This is a genomic window from Streptomyces ziwulingensis (assembly GCF_039542605.1).
GTDB lineage: Bacteria > Actinomycetota > Actinomycetes > Streptomycetales > Streptomycetaceae > Streptomyces > Streptomyces ziwulingensis.
In genome coordinates this window covers 175,331-193,128 of sequence record NZ_BAABIG010000025.1, presented here as the reverse complement: position 1 = coordinate 193,128, position 17,798 = coordinate 175,331, and the positions used below count along the sequence as shown (strand labels likewise).

Below are 17,798 nucleotides of genomic sequence, written 5' to 3'. Positions count from 1 at the left end.
GCGGGTGCCCGGGGTGGGGGCCTCGCGTGGGGGAGCGGGTCCCGGGTCGGTGGTGTCAGGCCGCGCCGAGGGCGGCGCCGCCGTCCACGGTGAGGGTGTGCAGGGTGATGTGGGACGCCTGGTCGGACAGGAGGAAGGCGACCGCTTCCGCGACATCGGCGGGGCGGGCGAGCTTGCCCAGCGGGATGCCGACCCGGAACGCGTCGAGGTTGCCGCGGAGGGTGGCGCGCCGGCCCGAGTCGTCGTGCCACATCGAGCTGAGCATGGGCGTGTCGGTGGAGCCGGGGGCGACGATGTTGCAGCGGATGCCGTGCCGGGCCACCTCCAGGCCGAGGCTCTTGGTGAACATCTCCGCCGCCGCCTTGGACGCGGCGTACGCGGCCATGCCCGAGCGCGGGGTACCGGCCGCGTTGGAGGCGACGGTGACGACCGCGCCGCGGCCGCGCCGGACCATGCGGCCCACCACGGCCCGCGAGAGGTGGAAGACGCCGGTGGTGTTGACGGCGAAGGTGCTGGTCCAGTCGTCGTCGGTGCAGGCGGTGACCTCGCCCAGGCGCAGCACGCCGGCGGCGTTGACGAGGTGGTCGACGGGGCCGAGTGCCCCCTCGATGGCGTCGACGACGGATTCCACCGCGGCGCTGTCGGTCACGTCGGCCGCGTGCGCGGTCACCGGCAGCCCGTCGGCGGCCAGTTTGGCGACCTCCTCGCCGAGCCGGCCGGCGTGGCGGTCGACGGCCGCGACCCGCAGGCCGCGTTCGGCCAGGGTGCGGGCGACGGCGGCGCCGATCCCGCCGGCCGCCCCGGTGACCAGGGCGAGCCTCCTGTCGCTTTCGCTGTCGCTGTCGCTCTCGTGTGCGCTGTGCATGTCGTGCCTCTCCTTCGCATCCGTAAGGGGCGGTGCCGGGCGGTTCACGCGTGCCAGGCCGAGACCACGGAGATGGCCTGGCCCACGTTGAGGCGCGGGTCGCAGAAGCTCTCGTAGGCGTCACCGACCAGGTGGGCCGAGCGGGCGTCGGGGACGCACTCCATGACCGCGTCGGGGGTGGTCTCCAGGTGCAGTCCGCCGGCGACGCCGCCGTGGTCGGCGACCGCCCGGCGGAAGGCGGCGACCTCGCGCTCGGCCGCCTCCACGTAACGGGTCTTGAAGCCGCCGGGTGTGGTGACGGTGTTGGCGTGCAGCGGGTCGGTCAGCCAGATCACCGGGTGACCGGCCGCGCGGACCGCCTCGACCAGTGGCGGCAGCACGTCGGCGGCCTTGTCGGCGCCCATGCGGGAGATGAGCGTGAGCCGGCCCGGTTCACGCCGGGGGTCCAGGCGCCGGCACAGGTCGAGCAGCGCCTCGACGGTGGTGGTCGGCCCGACCTTGCAGGCCACCGGGTTGATCACGCCGGCCAGCAGCGCGACATGGGCGCCCTCGGGCCGGCGGGTGCGCTCGCCGATCCAGGGCCAGTGGGTGGAGGAGAGCAGCAGGCCCTCGTCCTCGCGGCGCAGCAGGGGCACCTCGTAGTCGAGCAGCAGCGCCTCGTGGCTGGTCCACACGGTGGGGTCGATACGGTCGGGTTCGCCGGTCCGCGGCCAGCCGAGGTGGCCCATGATGTCGTCGGCCGCCATGTATCCGGTCAGCAGGCGCAGCGGGTCGGGGCGGCGGCCCTCGGGGGTGGGTTCGGGGTCGTTGACCATGTGGCCCCGGTAGACGGGCAGTTCGAGGTCGCCGATCCGTTCGGTGTTCTGCGAGCGAGGCTTGGTGAACTGCCCGGCGATGCGGCCGACGCGGATCACCGGCTTGCCGGTGACCAGCTTCAGGGCCCCGGCGAGCAGGTCGAGCACGGCGGCCTTGCGGGCGACGTGTCCGGCGGTGCACTCCAGGGGGTCCTCGGCACAGTCGCCGGCCTGGACCACGAGGGCCTCGCCGGCGGCCACCCGGGCCAGGGAGCGGCGCAGGGTGTGTACGTCGTCGGCGCTGACCAGCGAGGGCCGGCCCGCCAGGTCGGTGCGCACGCGGCGCACCTGGGCGGGATCGTCCCATTCGGGCTGTTGCGGGGCGATCTTCAGTTCGATGTCGACAAGGGAGTCGTCCACGGATGTCTCTCCAGACACAGGCGGTGGGCGGCGTGGCGCCGCGGATGGGCAGGGGTGGGTAGGGGCAGGGCCCTGCTGGGGCAGGGGTGGGTGGGGCGGGGTGGTGCGGAGAGGGTGAAGGCGGTCAGGGGGTGGGCGACCAGCCCACCGCGTCCCAGAAGCCCAGTTGGGCGAGTTTCGGGGTGCGGGTGACCTCGGCGACGCCGGGTCCGCCGAGGACGAGCGTGCTGGGCTCGTCGGGCGTGTACGGCTGCCAGTGGGGCGTGTGGGGGGTGGCCGGCACGGAGGTCCGGGCGAAGGCGGCGACGGAGTCGGCGAACACGTCGGACAGCAGCCGCTCGACGGGCCCGTCGCCGAACATCCCGGCGAACTGCGGGAGCCGGTGGGTGCCGAACAGGAAGGGGGAGGTCGCCTCGTGCGGGGTGCCGAAGTGCGGCGCCCGCGCGGGGTGGGCGAACTCCATCATGTACAGCGGGGTGCGGCCCCGGCGGACGTGCCGGTCGGCGAACCGGACGATCTGGTGGCGGAAGAAGGCGTCGCCCCAGATCTCCGTCCACAGCGAGCGCGGGTCGACCGGCAGCCCGGTGTCCTGGGCGGCGGCCCGGTAGGCGGCGGCGCAGGCACGGGCGAGGGTGTCGTCGGCGTCGGGTGCGGCCAGCTTCAGCACCTCCCGTACCGCCCCCACCAGCTCGGCGTCGTCGCGCGGGCCGGGCATCGGGTACGGGGAGGCCGGCCCGGTGTAGAACGAGCCCTCGGTGCGGGTGTGGACGGACAGCACCGGCACGTCCGGGGTCGGCAGGAGGTGGTCGGGGGCCGGCATGGTGCGTCCGTCGACGACGGGGCCGCGGTACCAGCGTCCGCTGCGCACCACCCGGTCCTCGGGCGGCGGCGCGAACAGGCGCGCCCAGGCGTCGGTGAGCGCCGCGGCCGGCACCTCGCGCAGCCCGGCGACGGTGGTGCCCAGCCGGCGGGCGAGTGCGGCGTACGCGGTGCGGGAGTCCTCCGGGGTCAGGGCGGTGCCGGGCGCGGTGACGTGGCTGGGACTGACGCAGACCAGGCGCCGGATCAGGCCGCGCAGGGCGGGCAGCAGGGAGAGCTGCCAGGCGGCGGCGCCGCCCGCGGAGGTGCCGCACAGGGTGATGTTCCCCGGGTCCCCGCCGAACGCGGCGGCGTTCTCGTGCACCCAGCGCAGGAGTGCCGCCTGGTCCTGCAGACCCCAGTTGGCGGCGTGGCCGCTCGCGGCGTCGGTCAGCTCCTCGTGCAGGCCGAACCCGAGGACGCCGAGCCGGTAGTTGAAGGTGACGACGACGAGGTCGCCGCGGGCGGCGAGCCGGGTGCCGTCGTAGGCGGGCATGCTGCCGGCGCCGGCCTGCCAGCCGCCGCCGTGCAGGTACACGAGGACGGGTCGGCTGCCGGTCGTCGCGGGTGTGAAGACGTTGGCGTACAGCGAGTCCTCGCTGCCGGGCGGCACGGGCCGGTTGGGGACGGGCGGCTGGAGGGAGACCGGTGCGAAACGCACCGCCTCGCGGATGCCGCGCCAGGGCTCGGGCGGACGCGGGGAGGCGAAACGCAGCGGGCCCAGCGGCGGCCGGGCGTAGGGGACGCCGCGGAAGGCGGTGACGCCGGCGGCGCGTTCTCCGGCCACCAGCCCGCCCGACGTGCGCACCACCGGCCGGGACCCGGTCGCGGCAGGGGGGCGGGGCGGACCGGTGACGACGGCGGACACACCGCGCCGCTCACCGGCGGCCTGCGGCTGGCTGGCCATGGTGACTCCTAGGGCACTCGGCTCGACTGGTCCGCCGATCGTGTGCCGCCGCCCAAGGGGTCACCAACGAGAGCCCGGGCAATACGTCAGCTACCGAACAGAGTCCGTCAGCTCCCCGGCCGGGCCGGGCGGGGAGCTGACATCACAGGTGGGAGGGCGGCTGACAGCCGCCGCGGGCGTCCTTACACTCCGCGCGCGCGGCGCGCGGCGCGAGCGTTCACGCGGACCGCCGCGGCTGCTGCTCCACCACGTCGGCCGTGCCCGACAGGACGGCCACGGCGTGGGCGGCGGAGGCGAGGGTGGCGTGCCGGTGCCAGCCGCTGAAGGAGCGGCCGGAGAAGTCCTTGATGCCGACCCGCTCGGCGATGTGGGCGAAGTCCCGGTCCACCCGGCGGGTGAGCCGGCTGAGCCGCAGCAGTTGGGCGGGGTGCAGGTCGGTCAGGTCGGTCAGCCACAGCTCGGCCGGCCAGCGCCCGCCGTTCTCGCCGACGCCGAGCAGCACCAGCTCGCGGCACCAGGAGGGCCGGCGTCCGCCGCGCCGGGGCAGCCGTACCCGGACGGCCGCGGTCAGGGCGGCGTGCGCGGCGCCCGGACCGCCGGGGCGGCGCTGGATGACCGGCTGTCGCAGCGGGCGGGCCATCTGCATGAGCTGATGTGCCGTCAGTTCGGTCTCGGCGACCGAGCGCGGCAGGCCGGGGTCGGTCGCCGACAGCCGCAGGTTGGCGCTGACCCGCAGCAGCAGCGGGGCGCCGGCCGCCTGGAGCCGGCGTACGGTGCTCGCGACCTCGGACTCGCGGGCGTCCATGACGGCCGGCCGCACCGGCAGGCCCCAGTCACGGGTGAGGCCGAGGTACGCCTCCACGCCGCACTGGTCCATGGTCTCCGCCGCGGCGCTCTCCGGGATCGACGCCTGCCGGCGCCGGGTCGCGTCGTCCAGCCAGGTCTCGGGCAGGTACAGCCGCCAGTTGACGGGGGCGCTGTGCTCCTCCGAGACGGCCCAGACACCCACCGCCTGCTGGGCGTTCATCATCTGGCCGCGGCCGGGGTCGAAGCGGCGGTCCACACCGACCGAGCTGTCGCCGGCCTTGGGGATCACCATCGGCCGCAGCACGTAGGCGCGGGCCGGGGAGCACTCCTCCAGGTGGCGGGCGAGGGCGCGGCGGACCGGGCTCCAGTCCCAGGTGGAGCCGCTGATGAAGTGGTGCAGGCTCTGTTCGGCCGCCTCCCCGCCGAAGAGCGAGGAGATGTTCCGTATGGACTTGCGGCCCTCGACGCCGAGCAGTCCCTGGACGTACTCCATGCCCCGGCGCCGCTGATCGCTGCGCGGCAGGGACTCGAACAGCACATTGCCCAGTTCCTCCAGCACGCCCTCCCGGGCCGCCGTTCGCGCCGGGCCGGTCTCCATGTCCGCGGTGCGCTCCCGCAAGTCCGTGGTGCGCTCCTGCGACCTCGTCTGCATCTCGTCCCCCATCGCCACTCGGTCGACCGGTCCCGGCGGTTCGGCCGAGGTCCGTCTGTGCGGTTGACACCTGCGTGGTGGCAGTGGTCCGAGGGCCTGTGCGCCGGGTTCCTGCTGCCGTGGAGGAGCCTGTGGCCGGCCGTCCAAGGCGAGGCCAAGGCCCGGGAAACCCGCAGGCCGGGCGAGTGGGAGAGGGTGCCCGGACCGGTCGGAGGGAGTGCCGTCGAAGGGGCGGTGGGAGGGTGGTGCGAGCGGGTGGGGCCGATGCGCGGACGGGTCAGGGCCGATGCGCGGACGGGTCAGGGCCGGTGCGCGGACGGGTCAGGGCGCGGGGCGGGCGGCGCCTAGTTTCGGCGGCGGAGATGGTGTCGGTGCGTCCGCTCACCGCGGCGGGAGGGATCGCGTCCCGCCGCGGTGGGCGGGCTTCGATGTGGAGGCCGTATGTCCTGCTTCGACCCCCGGTTCGCCTCGCGCCCGGGATTCGCGCGCGTGTTCCGCCCCGGCGGGCTGACGCTGGGGCTGTTCTTCCCGGTGGAGTCCTACGCCGGCCCGGTGCCCCGGATGGACGTCGCCGAGCAGACCGACCGCGCCCTGCGGGCGGAGCGGGCCGGGTTCTCGGCCCTGTGGGTGCGTGACATCCCGCTGCTCGACCCGGCGTTCGGCGACGCCGGGCAGATGTACGACCCGTGGGTGTGGCTGGCCCACATCGCCGCGCGCACCTCGCGGATCGCGCTGGCGACCGGCTCCATGGTGCTGCCGCTGCGCAATCCGATCGACACCGCGAAGTCGGCGGCCTCGCTGGACCTGCTCAGCGGCGGGCGCCTGGTGCTGGGCGCGGCCACCGGGGACCGGGGGGTGGAGTTCCCCGCCTACGGGCTCGCCCGGGACGACAGCCCGGTGCTGTTCCGCACCGCCGTCTCCACACTGCGCCGGCTGTGGGCGGAGGACTTCCCGGCCGTCGACTCGCGCTACGGGTCGATCCGGGACGCGGGGATGCTGCCCAAGCCGTCGGACGGGCGGATTCCGCTGCTGGTGACGGGGCACAGCAGACAGACCCTGCCGTGGATCGCCGAGCACGCCGACGGCTGGCTGATGTACCCGCGTCCGCTGATCCAGCAGCGCCGGACGACGGCGCTGTGGCAGAAGGCGGTGGCCGACGCGGGCGGGGCGCGGAAGCCGTTCTCGCAGTCCCTCTGCCTCGACCTGGTGGACCGCCCCGACGCCCGCCCCAGCGCCATCCACCTCGGCTACCGGACGGGACGGCGGTATCTGCGCTCCCATCTGGACGGGCTGCGGGACGCCGGCGTGCACCATGTGGTGCTCAACCTCAAGTACGGCCGCCGGCCCGCGGCGGAGGTGCTCCAGGAACTCGCGGAGTACGTCCTGCCCCACTTCCCCGCGCACGAGCGGGCACCGGTGGTCTCCGCCGCCTGAGGACGGGCGGCATAACCGGCGACGGCACCACCCCTGTCGGCGGGGGTGGTGCCGTTGTCCCGTTGTCCCGTCGTGCCGTCAGGTCGTCCCGTCGTGCCGTCAGGAGCGGTGCCGGGACGGCGGATCCGCGCCGCGCCGGGCGCCGCAGTGGCGGCAGACGGCCGCGTGCCGGGCGAGGTCGTCGTCGGCCGGATGCCGGGGCGTCCGCCCGGCGGTCACCTCACCGCACGGGCGGGGCGGGTACGCAGGGCCGAGGTCGATCTCCACACCGGCCGGCACCATCAGCCAGCGGGCCGGAAGTCCCTCGTGCTCGTCGAGCGGCATGCCGCCTCCTCGGTCCGGGCCGCCCCGGTCCGGCTCCTCCGCCCGGCACCGCCTCGCCGGCCAGCGTCGGCGGGGACGGTCCAGGCCGGGTGAAGGCCCGGTCAACGACGCGCGTCCACACCGGGAACCGGCCACGGGAGCTACGGGTACCCCACCCGCGCGATGTGGAGCTCAGCGCCCACGCGCCGCGACGGCCCCGTGCGGCAGGGCTGCGTCCGCCGCGACGACCCGCGGGTCCGGCCGTACCCGGCGACCCGCTCGACCGGTTCGCTCCGGTGCCCGGTCCGGCGCGGGGCGGGCCGTCGGTGTCCCGGCGCCGCCCGGCCGCCGGGACGGACCGACCGTCTCCGGACCGCCGCCGCCCGACGACGAGCGCCCGCCGACCGGGCCGGACGGCCGGGCGCGACGACATCGAGAGGCAGGGCGGACGGCCCCCTAACCGGCGGCCGTGAGGACCCCGGAGGGGGTGCGGGGGCCCAGGTCGCGGTCGGCGCCGGGCAGGACGCGCAGGCCGGTGTCGTCCGGGGACGGCAGTGACATGCGGATCAGGTGCGGGACCCGCAGGGCGAGGGAGGGCTCCCCGGCCGGCCGCGGATCGGTCACCACGACGTGGTGGTCGAGGAGCTGGCCCACCAGGGACTGCGCCTCCCAGGCGTCGCCGCCCAGCGCCTGCTGCGCGCGGGCCATGCCGAACGGGTCGTCACCGGCCGCCGCGAGCAGGATGAGCGCCCGGCGCAGCGGCGCGGGGAGCCGGGCCACGGCGCCGGCCGTGCGGGCCAGCACGTCGCACGCCTCGTCATGGAGTTCCGCGGCGAGGCGGCCCTCGTCGACGAGGCCGAGGGCCAGGTCGGGCAGGGTCCACATCGGGCGGCCCGCGAACTTCTCGCCCACCGCGCGCAGGGCGAGCGGGAAGTTGCCCATCAGCCGGGTCACCTCGCCGAGGGTGTCCGCGTCGCCCGCGACGCGCTCCACCCCCGCGACCCGGGCGAAGAACGCCGACGCGTCGGGGCCCGGCAGCGGTCCCAGCGGCAGGGCCCGCGCGCCGGGCAGACCGGGCAGCCGGACCCGTGAGGTGACCAGGACCAGGGCGGTGTCGTCGGCCGGCAGCAGGGGCAGTACCTGGTCGGTGGTGGCGGCGTCGTCCAGCAGCATCAGCAGCGACCGGCCGGCGCTAGCCGAGCGGAACATCCCGGCGAGTTCGTCGGTGTCGTGCGGCAGCGCGGCCGGGTCGTGGCCGCAGTCGCGCAGCAGGGAGTGCAGGACGGCGTGCGCGGGGCGGGGGCGGTCCATGTTGTCGTGGAGCCGGGCGTGCAGCGCCCCGTCGGGGAACCGTCCGGCCAGCCGGTGGGCGCCGCGCACGGCGAGGGCGCTCTTGCCCACGCCGACCGGCCCCAGCACGACGACCACCCGGGGCCCGCCGCCCGCCGGGTCCCGCTCCCCCGTGTCCTCGCCCGCGAGGGCCGCGAGGCGGGCCAGTTCGACCGTGCGGCCGGTGAAATCCGGGGTGTCCAGCGGGAGTCGGCCGCGGACGGGTTCCGTGACAGCGGCGGTGGCGCGCGGCTCGGGCGGCGCGGAGGCGACGGGTACGACGTCGGCGGCGACGGGCTCGGGGAGCTGCGCGGTCAGCACCTCCCGCTGGAGCCGCTGGAGCCGCTCGGAGGGTTCGATGCCCAGTTCGTCGACGAGTCGCCGGCGCAGCCGGGCGAACGCCTCCAGGGCGGTGGCGCGCTGCCCGGACCGCTGGGCGGCGGTCATGAGCTGCGCGGTGAACTCCTCGTTGAGCGGGTGATCGGCGGTGAGTTGCCGTAACTCGCCCATCAGGTCGCGGTGGCGGCCCAGTCGCAGGTCGGCGGTGATCCGCAGCTCCAGCGCGCTCAGCCGCAGGTCCGCCAGGTGCGGGAGCTGCGCGGAGAGCAGCGGTCCGGCCTCCAGTCCGGCGAACGGCTCGCCGCGCCACAGGCCGAGCGCCGCGCGCGCGAGGGTCGCGGCGGTGCGGGGGTCGCCCTCGCCCAGCGCGGTCCGGGCGCGCCTGATGCCGTGTTCGAACTCCCACAGGTCCAGCTCGCCCGGCCGGAGGTCGATCCGGTAGCCGTTCGGGCCGGTGCGCACCCGCTCGCACGGGTGCACCGGGCAGTGCAGTGCCTTGCGCAACTGGTAGACGTAGGTCTGGACGGTCTTGCGGGCCAGGCGCGGCGGTTCGGTCTCCCAGAGCTCCTCGATCAGGGTCGAGGTGGAGACCAGGCGGTTGGCGTTGAGGAGCAGCATCGCCAGCACGCGCCGGGCCATGGGCGCGGACGGCGTGCGCTCCGCGTTCTGCGAGCGGATCTCCAGCGGGCCCAGTACCGAGACGCGCAGCGCCTCGCCGTCGGTACCGGAGTCCCCCACGACGGCGTTCTCCACCCTGGCATTCCGCGGCCCGGCCTTCTCCGGCCCGACCCTCTCCACTCCGGCGTTCTCGGGCCTGGCCTTCTCCGGCCTGACGTCCTCTGACCTGACGTCCTCTGGCATGACGTCCTCTTCCTCTCCGGCCCTCGGTGCGGGCTCGTCGTGGCGTTGGGCGGTGCGGGCACCGTCCCGTGTCTCGTACCAGTGACGCATCCGGGCTCTGCGGAGCTTGCCGATGCCGGTCCTGGGAACGTCCCCCGTGTCCACCGCCACGACACGAGCGACGCGCACCCCGAGGCGTTCGGCGACGCGGGCGCGGACGGCCGCCTCGGCCGCGCGGTGCCCGGTGCCGGGTCTCGGGTGGTAGAAGACGGCGATCTCCTCGCCCTCGGCGGCGGTGACCGGGCAGGCCACGGTGTGCGAGGGGGCGACGAAGTCCAGCTCCTCCACCACGGCCTCGATCTCGTGGCTGTGGCAGCGCACCCCGTCGCACTCGACGAGGTCGTCGGCGCGTCCGGTGACGGTGAGCACGCCGTCCTGTACGAAGGCGAGGTCGCCGGTGCGGAACCAGCCGTCGGCGGTGAAGGCGCGCCGGGTGTGGGCGGCGTCGTCCAGGTAGCCGCGGGTCACCGAGGGGCCGCGCACCTCCAGGTGTCCCACGGTGCCGGCCGGGACGAGGGCGCCGTCCGCGTCGACGCAGCGCACGGCGGTGCCCGGCTGGGGGCGTCCGGCCGGGACGTAGCGCGTGACGGCGTCGAGGTCGGAGAAGCGGCAGTCGACCACGCCGGCCGCGGTCTCCGACATGCCCCAGCCGGGGAACATCGCGTCGGGGGGCAGGCCGAACGGGGCGAGGAGGCTGAGGAAGCGCCGGACGACCGAGGCGCGGACCGCCTCCCCGCCGTTCATGACGTACCGCAGGCCGCTCAGGTCCCAGTGCCGGTCCGCGAGCCGGTCCGCGCGGTCGTTGACGAGCGAGAAGGCGAAGTTGGGCGCCCAGGTGGTGCAGGCGCGGTGGCGGTCGACCAGGTCGAGCCAGCGCAGCGGGTCGGCGAGGACCCACTCGGTGGGGGCGTGCACCTGGTGGGCGCCGAGGAAGACGTCCCGGACGTGGAAGAGGAGCAGTCCGCCGGCGTGGTCGAGCGGCATCCAGTTGACGGACCGGGTGGCGCGGCCCAGGCCGTTGACGCGGGCGGTGGCGGCGCTGCGGCTGAGGATGTTGCGGTGGCTGAGCAGCACGGCCTTGGGCACGCCGGTGGAGCCGGAGGTGAGCAGCAGCGCCGCGAGGTCGTCGGGGCGGCTGGGGTGGCGGCGGTGGTCGGGGGCGGCGGCGCGCAGTTCGTGCGGGTGGCCGAGCCAGGCCCCGGCGGCGCGCGCGGCCGCCTCGGTGCCGGGTCGCAGGGGCTGTCCGCGTCCGGTGACGAGGCGGGGTCTGCCGTAGCGGTTCCAGACCTGGTCGAGGAGGGCGGGGGCGGCGGCACGCGCCTCGGCGGTGGTGCCGGTGCCGGTGAGCAGTGGCACGAACCCGCCGAGCACACACGCCCAGAAGACGCTCAGCAGCCCCGGCGCGTCGGCGACGTGCACGACGACGCGTTCGCCGGGGCGGGTGCCGGCCCGGCGCATCCCGGCGAGGAGCCGGGCGGCCTCGTGGAGCAGTTGCGCGTAACTCCACCCGGTCTCGCCGCCGTCGGCGCCGACGAAGCACAGGCCCGGGCCCGCGGGGGCGAGCGCGGCCCGCACCAGCGCGTTGCCGAGCGTGCCGCACTCGGGGCGCGGGGCGGGCCCGCCGTCCAGCAGCGCCGGGCCGCCCGCGGTCATGGGGCGACACGCTCCTTGCGGTACTCGCGCGGGGTGACGCCGTAGCGGTCGCGGAAGAGCCGGCTGAAGTGGGACGCGCCGTAGAGTCCGGCCCGTTCGCCGACGAGGGCCACCGGCAGGTGGTCCAGGAGGGGGTCGGCGAGTTCGGTGCGGCAGCGTGCGAGGCGCTCGTCGCGGATCCAGCGGGCGGGGCTGATGCCGTGCTCCTGGAAGATCTTCTGGAGGTAGCGCAGCGAGACGTTGTGCGCGCGGGCGATGGCCACCGGGCCGAGGCCGGGGTCGGCCAGCCGGTCGCGGACGTAGGACTGGACCTGGAGCATGAGGGCCTGCCGGGCGATCTGCGGGTCCTCGGCGACCTCGCGCATGCGTTCGGCGAAGAGCGCGGCGGTGAGTCCCACGACGCTGCCGCCGAGCAGGTCGACGGCGGTCTCCACCTCCCTGCCGTGCCGGCCGAGCCCTTCCAGCAGGGCGGAGAGCAGGGCGGCGAGGCCCTCGGCGCCGGTCCACGGCCGGGCGGTGAGCGGTTCGGCCTCGGCGGCGGTCAGGCCGACCAGCCGGTGCGCCACCGTGACGTCGACCAGACGGAAGTTCTCCGGCATGGACGCCTTGTAGGGGCGGGTGCTGTCGAGGCAGATCAACTGCGGGGCGCGCACCGCGGCGTGGCGGCCGTCCTGCACGATCCAGACCACTCCGGTCAGGGGCCGCAGGACGCGCAGTACGCCCTCGCCCGCCGGGGCGATCTGCCGGGCGGGCCGGATCAGTTCCCGGGGGCCGTCGCCCTTGACCAGCGCCACCCGGACGCCGCCGAACTGGTGGGTCCGCAGGGCGCCGTCGAGCGGTTCGTCGTGGCCGCGGACGATCTGCACTCCGCCGGGCGCGGCCCGGCCCGGTGCGGCCGGGCGGGGCGCGGCGGGTGCCGGGCTCTCCCGTTCTGCGAGGCTTCGCACCGCATCCCCCATCCGTCGGTGTGTCGGGACCGAGCCGTCCGTCGCGCGGGCGCCTCGCGTCCCCTCACACCATAGAAACATACCTGCATGCTGGTATCGCAGTCATATCGGAGGGTTCGATGTCACCAGTTTCGACGGATGTGCGAACACTTACGGCCACCGCACGGCTGATCCGGCCCGGACCGGACCGGACCGAGCCGGCCCGGACCGAGCCGGACCGGGCCGGGCCGCCACGCCCGGTGGGTGCCCGTGCGGGCGGCCGGTCAGGTCCGGTCGTGGAGCAGCAGGGCGGCGGCGTGGGCCGCCGAGGCGAGGGTGATGTGGCGGTGCCAGCCGGCGAAGGTGCGGCCCTCGAAGTCGTACAGGCCGATCCGGCGGCCGGTGCCGGTCACGTCCCCGGCGATCCCGGCGGGCACGGCGGCCAGTGCCACCAGCGCGGCGGTGGTCAGGGTGGTCAGGTCGGTGAGCCAGTACGCGGTGTGCGCGGGGCGGTACGGGTCGCGCCGGGCCAGCAGGAGCTGCCGGCGGCGGGGGCCGGGCGGGGTGTCGGCCGCCCGGCACGCCACCCGGACGGCCTCGTGGGGTCCGGCGGCCGGACCCGGCGGGCGCACCCGGCCGAACGGACGGGCCGCCGGGCCGGTCGCCAACTGCCCGGCGGTGACGGTACGGGCGGTGTCCCGGCCGTCGGCGGTGAGCGGGGTGAGCGGCTGGGCGGCGCTGACGCGCAGCAGGTAGGGGAAGCCGTCGGCCGCCAGCCGGGCGGCGACCCGGCCCGCCGGGGCGTGCCGGGCGTCCAGCAGGACGGGCGGGTGGTGGGGGCCCGCCGCGCGGGCGGTGTCCCGCACCATGTCCAGACCGGCCGCCACGGGGTCGACGGCGGTGGCGTCGGCGGGGAGGGCGGCCCGCTCGCGCAGGCCGGGGTCGTCGAGCCAGCGGGGGGTGAGCTGGAGGTGCCAGTCGACGGGGCAGCCGCCCCGCTCCGTCACGGCCCACAGGCCGACGGCGCGCTGGGCGTCGACGGTCCGTCCGGTGCGCGGGTCGGCGTACCGGTCGGCCCCCACGCCGCCGCGTCCGGCGCGGGGCAGGGTCGCGGTGTGCACGACCCAGGCCCGGGGCGGGGCGAGCCGCCCGAGGTGGTGGGCGAGGGCGCGGCGGACCGGGCGCCAGCTCCAGGTGGAGTCGCTGATGAAGTGGTGCAGCCGCTGGGCGTCGGCGGGGACGCCGGTCTGCGCGGCGATGTTGCGGATGCTCCGGCGGCCCGTCGCGGCCAGCAGCCCCCGGAGGTACAGCTCACCGCTGCGCCGCTGGTCGCTGCGGGCGAGCGAGCCGAGCAGCCGCCGGGCCAGCTCACCCACGGGGTCCTCGCCCCACGCCGCCGCCGGGGCGAAGGCGCCGGCGGTGTCCGGGAGTGCGGGGAAGACGGGGAGCACGGTCCGGACGGCTCGGTCGGGAAGCGCTACCGGGCCGGTCACGAGGTCCGCCGAGGGCGGGGCGGCGGCGCGTACGACCCCGCCGGTGAGGTCACCGCGCGCCGCGTCGGCCGCAGTCCAAGGGCTCCTCATCGGACGGTGAGGTGGGTCAGGTAGGCGCGGTGGTTCCGGGCGGTCTCCGGGACGCTGTCGCCGCCGAACTTCTCCAGCGCCGCGTCGGCGAGGACCAGCGCGGTCACCGCCTGGGCGACCACGGCGGCGGCCGGCACCGCGCACACGTCGGACCGCTGGTGGTGGGCGACGGCCGCCTCGCCGGTGGCCGTGTCCACGGTGGCCAGCGCCCGCGGCACGGTGGCGATCGGCTTCATCGCGGCCCGCACCCGCAGTGCCTCGCCCGTGGACATGCCGCCCTCGACCCCGCCGGAGCGGCCGGTGGCGCGGCGCACGCCGTCCGCGCCGGGGACGATCTCGTCGTGCGCGAGGGAGCCGGGGACCCGGGCGAGGGCGAACCCCTCCCCCAGTTCCACGCCCTTGATGGCCTGGATGCCCATGAGCGCCCCGGCCAGCCGGGCGTCCAGCCGCCGGTCCCAGTGGACGTGCGAGCCGAGGCCCGGCGGCAGCCCGTACGCCACCACCTCCACGACACCGCCGAGGGTGTCACCGGCGACGTGCGCCCGGTCCACCTCGGCGACCATCGCGGCCGACGCCCCGGCGTCGAAGCAGCGCACCGGGTCGGCGTCGAGCCGCGCGGTGTCCTCGGGGCCGGGCAGCGCCGCCGACGCCGAGCGTGCCGCGCCGAGCGCGACGACGTGGGCGACCAGCGCGATGCCGTACGCCTGCCGCAGGAACGCCTCGGCGAGGCTGCCCAGCGCCACCCGGGCGGCGGTCTCGCGGGCGCTGGCCCGCTCCAGCACCGGCCGGGCGTCGTCGAAGCCGTACTTCTGCATCCCGGCCAGATCGGCGTGGCCGGGGCGGGGCCGGGTGAGCGGGGCGTTGCGGGCCTGCCCGGCCAGGACGTCGACGGGGACCGGGTCGGCGGCCATCACCGTGCGCCACTTGGGCCATTCGCTGTTGGCGACGCGGACGGCGACCGGTGAGCCCAGGGTGTGGCCGTGCCGTATCCCGCCGGCGAAGGCCACCTCGTCGCGTTCGAACGCCATCCGGGCGCCGCGCCCGTGTCCCAGGCGGCGGCGGGCGAGGGCGTCGGCGACCTCTTCGGTGGAGATCCGCACACCGGAGGGGAGCCCTTCCAGTACGGCGGTCAGGGCGGGCCCGTGGGACTCGCCGGCGGTGAGCCATCGCAGAGCGGACATGTGATTCCTTCACTGTGTGGGGCACTGTGTGGGGCACGGTGTGGGGCGTGGGCGTACGGGGGCCGCGGAACAGGTCTTTCACGCCGTCGCGCAGGTGGAGCCGGTCGTCGCGCTCAAGCCGCACCGCGCCGCGCACTGCTCGCATCGTCGTGCTTCTCCGGTCGGGGGTGGGCGGTCAGGCCGCGGTGGCGATCGGGGCGGGTTCGCGGCGCGGCGGGACGGCGCGCGCCCGGTACAGCTCGGCGGCCTGGAAGGCGAGGTCGAGGCACTGGCAGCGGTTCAGCCGCGGGTCGCAGGCGGTCTGGTGGCGCTGGGGGGGGTCACTCGTCGAGCAGGTCGGGCTGTTCGGCGACGATCTCGTCCCACAGCAACCGGAAGCTGAACCGGCCCAGTTGCGCGTCGCCGAAGCCGTCGCGGGCGGCGGTGGCCTGCTCGTGGGTGAGGGGCTGCGGGGTGCCCGCCGCCTGGGCGAGAAGCTGTACCTGGGCGCAGCCGTCGTAGGTGAAGAACCAGTGCACGGCCTCCTCCACCGAACCGCCCACCGTGATCAGGCCGTGGTGGCGCAGGAGGATGGCCCGGTGGTCGCCGAGCCGTTCGGCGATGTCGCGGCCCTGCGCCACGGAGACCGAGGGGCCCTCGTACGCGCCGTAGAGCACCTGGCGGCCGTAGAAGGCGGCGGACTCCTGGTCGATGGGTTCCAGCAGCCGGCCCAGCGCTCCCAGTGCCCGGGAGTGCGGCGTGTGGCCGTGGGCCGCGGCGGTGGCGCCCGGGTGGAGTTCGTGGATCTGCGAGTGGATCACGAAGGCGCTGGGGTTGACCCGGTGGCGGCCGCTGACGACGCGGCCGCCGGAGTCGACGCAGATCAGGTCGGCGACCCGGACCCGGTGGAAGGAGACGCCGAACGGGTTGACCCAGAAACGGTCCTCGTGCTCGGGGTCGCGCACGGAGATGTGGCCGGACACGCCCTCGCCGAACCCGTACTTGCCGAACAGCCGCAGCGCGGCGGCGAGCCGCTGCTTGCGGTGGCGCCGGGCGTCCTCGCAGGTGGCGAACTCCGGATCGCCGGGGATGGGCAGCCCGGTGACGGTGTCCGCGAGGTACGCGGGACGCGGCTCGGTGACGGCGGTGCTCATGCGGGGTCCTTTCCGGACGGGGGGACGCGGGGGAGGCGTGCGCGGGTGAAGGGGGGGAGGCCCCGGGGCGGCGGGTCCGGTGAGCCGCCGTGCGCGTGCGGCGGGCGTCACGCGGCGATCGCCGTCGCCTCCGCCCGCACCGCCCGCACCGTCGCCGAGTGTTCGAGGATCGCGGCGACGATGTCCTGGCTGCGGTCGACCAGGGAGGGGATGCCGAAGGTGAAGAACAGTGCGCCGGCGGCGATGTTGCCGAGCCCGTACAACCGGGGGTCGGGCCGCCCGTCGCTGGTGAGCCGGCTGGTGGCGCGGGCCAGATGCAGTCCGCCGTGCGGATGCCGGGCGACCGCGCGGGCCCGGACCAGCGAGGTCACCAGGGACAGCGCGCCGGTGGGGACGCGCCCCTCCGAGGCGTTGACGGCACTGATCACCCGGTCGGCGTGGAACTCGGTGCCGTCCGCCGCCAGGACGTCGAAGCCGCCTTCCTCGCCGGGGACGATGTCGAGCAGCCCGGAGAACATCTCCAACTGCCCCGCCTCCACCAGTTCCAGCAGGACGGCCGCGCTGCTCGGCGGCATGGGGCAGCACAGGCTCATGACGGTGCGGTAGTGCGCCCGCAGGATCTGCACCTTGTCCTCCTCGCGCAGCAGCGGCCACATGTCGGGACCGGTCTCGGGGACGGCCCGCTGGAGGATGCGCATCCCCATCTGCGGCGAGTCGACCTCGTCGATCTGGCGGCGCAGCCGGTCCACCGGGTCCTCCAGGTCGACGCGGAGGATCTCCTCGACGACCGCGTCGAGGTCCGCCCCGGCGTCGCGGAACTCGGCCCGCAGCACCGCGGCGACGTCTTCGACGGCCAGCTCGCGGCGGTTCCCGGCGGTGCCGCGGAGGCGTTCCGGGGTGACGTGGCGCAGCGCGAAGTGGACGGACCGCTGCCGTACGCCGGGCAGCACCCCGCGCCGCGACAGCAGACTGACCGGCCCCTGGTGGCCGCGGGCGGCGAGGGAGAGGACGATGTCGACGGCGGTCAGGCCGCTGCCGATGACGGCGACGTGCTCGTTCTCGCCGATGGCGTCCAGGGTGCCGGCGACGGGGTACGGGTCGCCGACGAAACCGGGGGTGGAGCCGAGACCGTAGACGTCCTTGGGGCTGTCGCCGCCGACGCCGAGCACGACGTAGTCGAAGGCCCGGGACTGTCCCGGGCCGGTACGCAGCAGCACCTTGCCGGGCAGCCGGGCGGCGGAGCCGACGGCCTCGCCGATGATGTCGACGCGCCAGCCGCGGCGCCGCAGTTCCCCGAGGGCCGCGTACGCGGACTCCTCCAGGTACTCGCCGTACAGCGGGCGGGAGGCGAAGCGGGCGCCGGAGATCCGGTCGACGCCCTGCGCGACGCCGGTGACGCGGTCACGGGTCGTCAGCCAGCGCTCGAAGTGGCCGAGGTCTCCGGCGCGTACGGACATGTCGTCGGGGGTGGCGTTGACGCGCAGCGTCTCGGTGTCCACCTGGTAGGCCCGGCCGCGCCACAGGTGGGGCGAGGGCTCGAACACGGTGAGGCTGCCGGGGTCGGCCTCGCTCCGGGCCAGGGCGTCGACCAGACAGACGGCCGCCGCGCCGCCGCCGACGACGCCGATCGAGATTCCAGGGGGCATGGGTTCAGTCACCTATCGGTATACGGAGGCGGATGCTGATGCTGATGCGGGTGCGGGTACGGGTACGC

At 75.8% G+C, this 17,798-nt stretch carries 12 protein-coding genes and 1 pseudogene; 1 reads left to right on the top strand and 12 read right to left on the bottom strand.

Annotated features, from left to right (window positions below; genetic code table 11):
- Positions 1 to 55 precede the first annotated feature (55 nt).
- From ABEB00_RS15690 to ABEB00_RS15675, 4 genes are all read right to left on the bottom strand, one after another.
- Complete coding sequence (locus tag ABEB00_RS15690; RefSeq protein ID WP_345620248.1) at positions 56 to 865, bottom strand: 2,3-dihydro-2,3-dihydroxybenzoate dehydrogenase; 810 nt, start codon at positions 863 to 865, stop codon at positions 56 to 58.
- A gap of 44 nt (positions 866 to 909) precedes the next feature.
- Positions 910 to 2,079 carry a 3-deoxy-7-phosphoheptulonate synthase gene (locus ABEB00_RS15685; RefSeq protein WP_345620247.1) on the bottom strand — a complete coding sequence of 390 codons (1,170 nt, stop codon included), beginning with the start codon at positions 2,077 to 2,079 and terminating at the stop codon, positions 910 to 912.
- A 124-nt stretch (positions 2,080 to 2,203) separates the two neighbouring features.
- A complete protein-coding gene (locus ABEB00_RS15680; protein ID WP_345620246.1) occupies positions 2,204 to 3,844 on the bottom strand; it encodes a carboxylesterase/lipase family protein in 1,641 nt (546 codons plus the stop codon).
- A 217-nt stretch (positions 3,845 to 4,061) separates the two neighbouring features.
- A complete protein-coding gene (locus tag ABEB00_RS15675; protein WP_425586498.1) occupies positions 4,062 to 5,303 on the bottom strand; it encodes an IS701 family transposase in 1,242 nt (413 codons plus the stop codon).
- Positions 5,304 to 5,744: 441 nt separating this feature from the next.
- Between ABEB00_RS15675 and ABEB00_RS15670 the strand changes: the two genes are divergently transcribed.
- Positions 5,745 to 6,737 carry an LLM class oxidoreductase gene (locus ABEB00_RS15670; protein ID WP_345620244.1) on the top strand — a complete coding sequence of 331 codons (993 nt, stop codon included), beginning with the start codon at positions 5,745 to 5,747 and terminating at the stop codon, positions 6,735 to 6,737.
- 99 nt (positions 6,738 to 6,836) lie between these two features.
- Here ABEB00_RS15670 and ABEB00_RS15665 read toward each other — a convergent pair whose 3' ends face one another.
- From ABEB00_RS15665 to ABEB00_RS15635, 8 genes and pseudogenes are all read right to left on the bottom strand, one after another.
- Positions 6,837 to 7,061: a hypothetical protein gene (locus tag ABEB00_RS15665; protein WP_345620242.1), complete on the bottom strand. Its 225-nt coding sequence runs from the start codon at positions 7,059 to 7,061 to the stop codon at positions 6,837 to 6,839.
- Positions 7,062 to 7,496: 435 nt separating this feature from the next.
- The gene (locus tag ABEB00_RS15660) at positions 7,497 to 11,261 is read right to left on the bottom strand and encodes an AMP-binding protein (RefSeq protein WP_345620241.1); all 3,765 of its coding nucleotides are present in this window, start codon (positions 11,259 to 11,261) and stop codon (positions 7,497 to 7,499) included.
- Entirely contained in the window at positions 11,258 to 12,208 is a 951-nt protein-coding gene (locus ABEB00_RS15655) for an AraC family transcriptional regulator (protein ID WP_345620240.1), read from the bottom strand. The genes ABEB00_RS15660 and ABEB00_RS15655 overlap by 4 nt, the downstream gene beginning before the upstream one ends.
- A gap of 263 nt (positions 12,209 to 12,471) precedes the next feature.
- The gene (locus ABEB00_RS15650) at positions 12,472 to 13,770 is read right to left on the bottom strand and encodes an IS701 family transposase (protein WP_345620239.1); all 1,299 of its coding nucleotides are present in this window, start codon (positions 13,768 to 13,770) and stop codon (positions 12,472 to 12,474) included.
- A complete protein-coding gene (gene aroC, locus ABEB00_RS15645; RefSeq protein WP_345620238.1) occupies positions 13,767 to 14,951 on the bottom strand; it encodes a chorismate synthase in 1,185 nt (394 codons plus the stop codon). Before aroC ends, ABEB00_RS15650 begins: the two co-directional genes overlap by 4 nt.
- 175 nt (positions 14,952 to 15,126) lie before the next feature.
- Positions 15,127 to 15,273 (bottom strand): annotated as a pseudogene (locus ABEB00_RS36060) (3-deoxy-7-phosphoheptulonate synthase class II); the annotation flags it as partial.
- Positions 15,272 to 16,084: a class II aldolase/adducin family protein gene (locus tag ABEB00_RS15640; protein ID WP_345620236.1), complete on the bottom strand. Its 813-nt coding sequence runs from the start codon at positions 16,082 to 16,084 to the stop codon at positions 15,272 to 15,274. The pseudogene ABEB00_RS36060 and the gene ABEB00_RS15640, both read right to left, overlap by 2 nt.
- A gap of 107 nt (positions 16,085 to 16,191) precedes the next feature.
- On the bottom strand, positions 16,192 to 17,730 hold the full coding sequence (locus ABEB00_RS15635) for an FAD/NAD(P)-binding protein (RefSeq protein ID WP_345620235.1): 1,539 nt from the start codon (positions 17,728 to 17,730) through the stop codon (positions 16,192 to 16,194).
- Positions 17,731 to 17,798 lie beyond the last annotated feature (68 nt).

What these genes read in the sequence shown, in the direction of transcription:
- ABEB00_RS15690 (WP_345620248.1), bottom strand. Translation starts at nt 865, where the DNA reads ATGCACAGCGCACACGAGAGCGACAGCGACAGCGAAAGCGACAGGAGG.
- ABEB00_RS15680 (WP_345620246.1), bottom strand. Translation starts at nt 3,844, where the DNA reads ATGGCCAGCCAGCCGCAGGCCGCCGGTGAGCGGCGCGGTGTGTCCGCC.
- ABEB00_RS15675 (WP_425586498.1), bottom strand. Translation starts at nt 5,303, where the DNA reads ATGCAGACGAGGTCGCAGGAGCGCACCACGGACTTGCGGGAGCGCACC.
- ABEB00_RS15670 (WP_345620244.1), top strand. Translation starts at nt 5,745, where the DNA reads ATGTCCTGCTTCGACCCCCGGTTCGCCTCGCGCCCGGGATTCGCGCGC.
- ABEB00_RS15665 (WP_345620242.1), bottom strand. Translation starts at nt 7,061, where the DNA reads ATGCCGCTCGACGAGCACGAGGGACTTCCGGCCCGCTGGCTGATGGTG.
- ABEB00_RS15660 (WP_345620241.1), bottom strand. Translation starts at nt 11,261, where the DNA reads ATGACCGCGGGCGGCCCGGCGCTGCTGGACGGCGGGCCCGCCCCGCGC.
- ABEB00_RS15650 (WP_345620239.1), bottom strand. Translation starts at nt 13,770, where the DNA reads ATGAGGAGCCCTTGGACTGCGGCCGACGCGGCGCGCGGTGACCTCACC.
- aroC (WP_345620238.1), bottom strand. Translation starts at nt 14,951, where the DNA reads ATGTCCGCTCTGCGATGGCTCACCGCCGGCGAGTCCCACGGGCCCGCC.
- ABEB00_RS15640 (WP_345620236.1), bottom strand. Translation starts at nt 16,084, where the DNA reads ATGAGCACCGCCGTCACCGAGCCGCGTCCCGCGTACCTCGCGGACACC.
- ABEB00_RS15635 (WP_345620235.1), bottom strand. Translation starts at nt 17,730, where the DNA reads ATGCCCCCTGGAATCTCGATCGGCGTCGTCGGCGGCGGCGCGGCGGCC.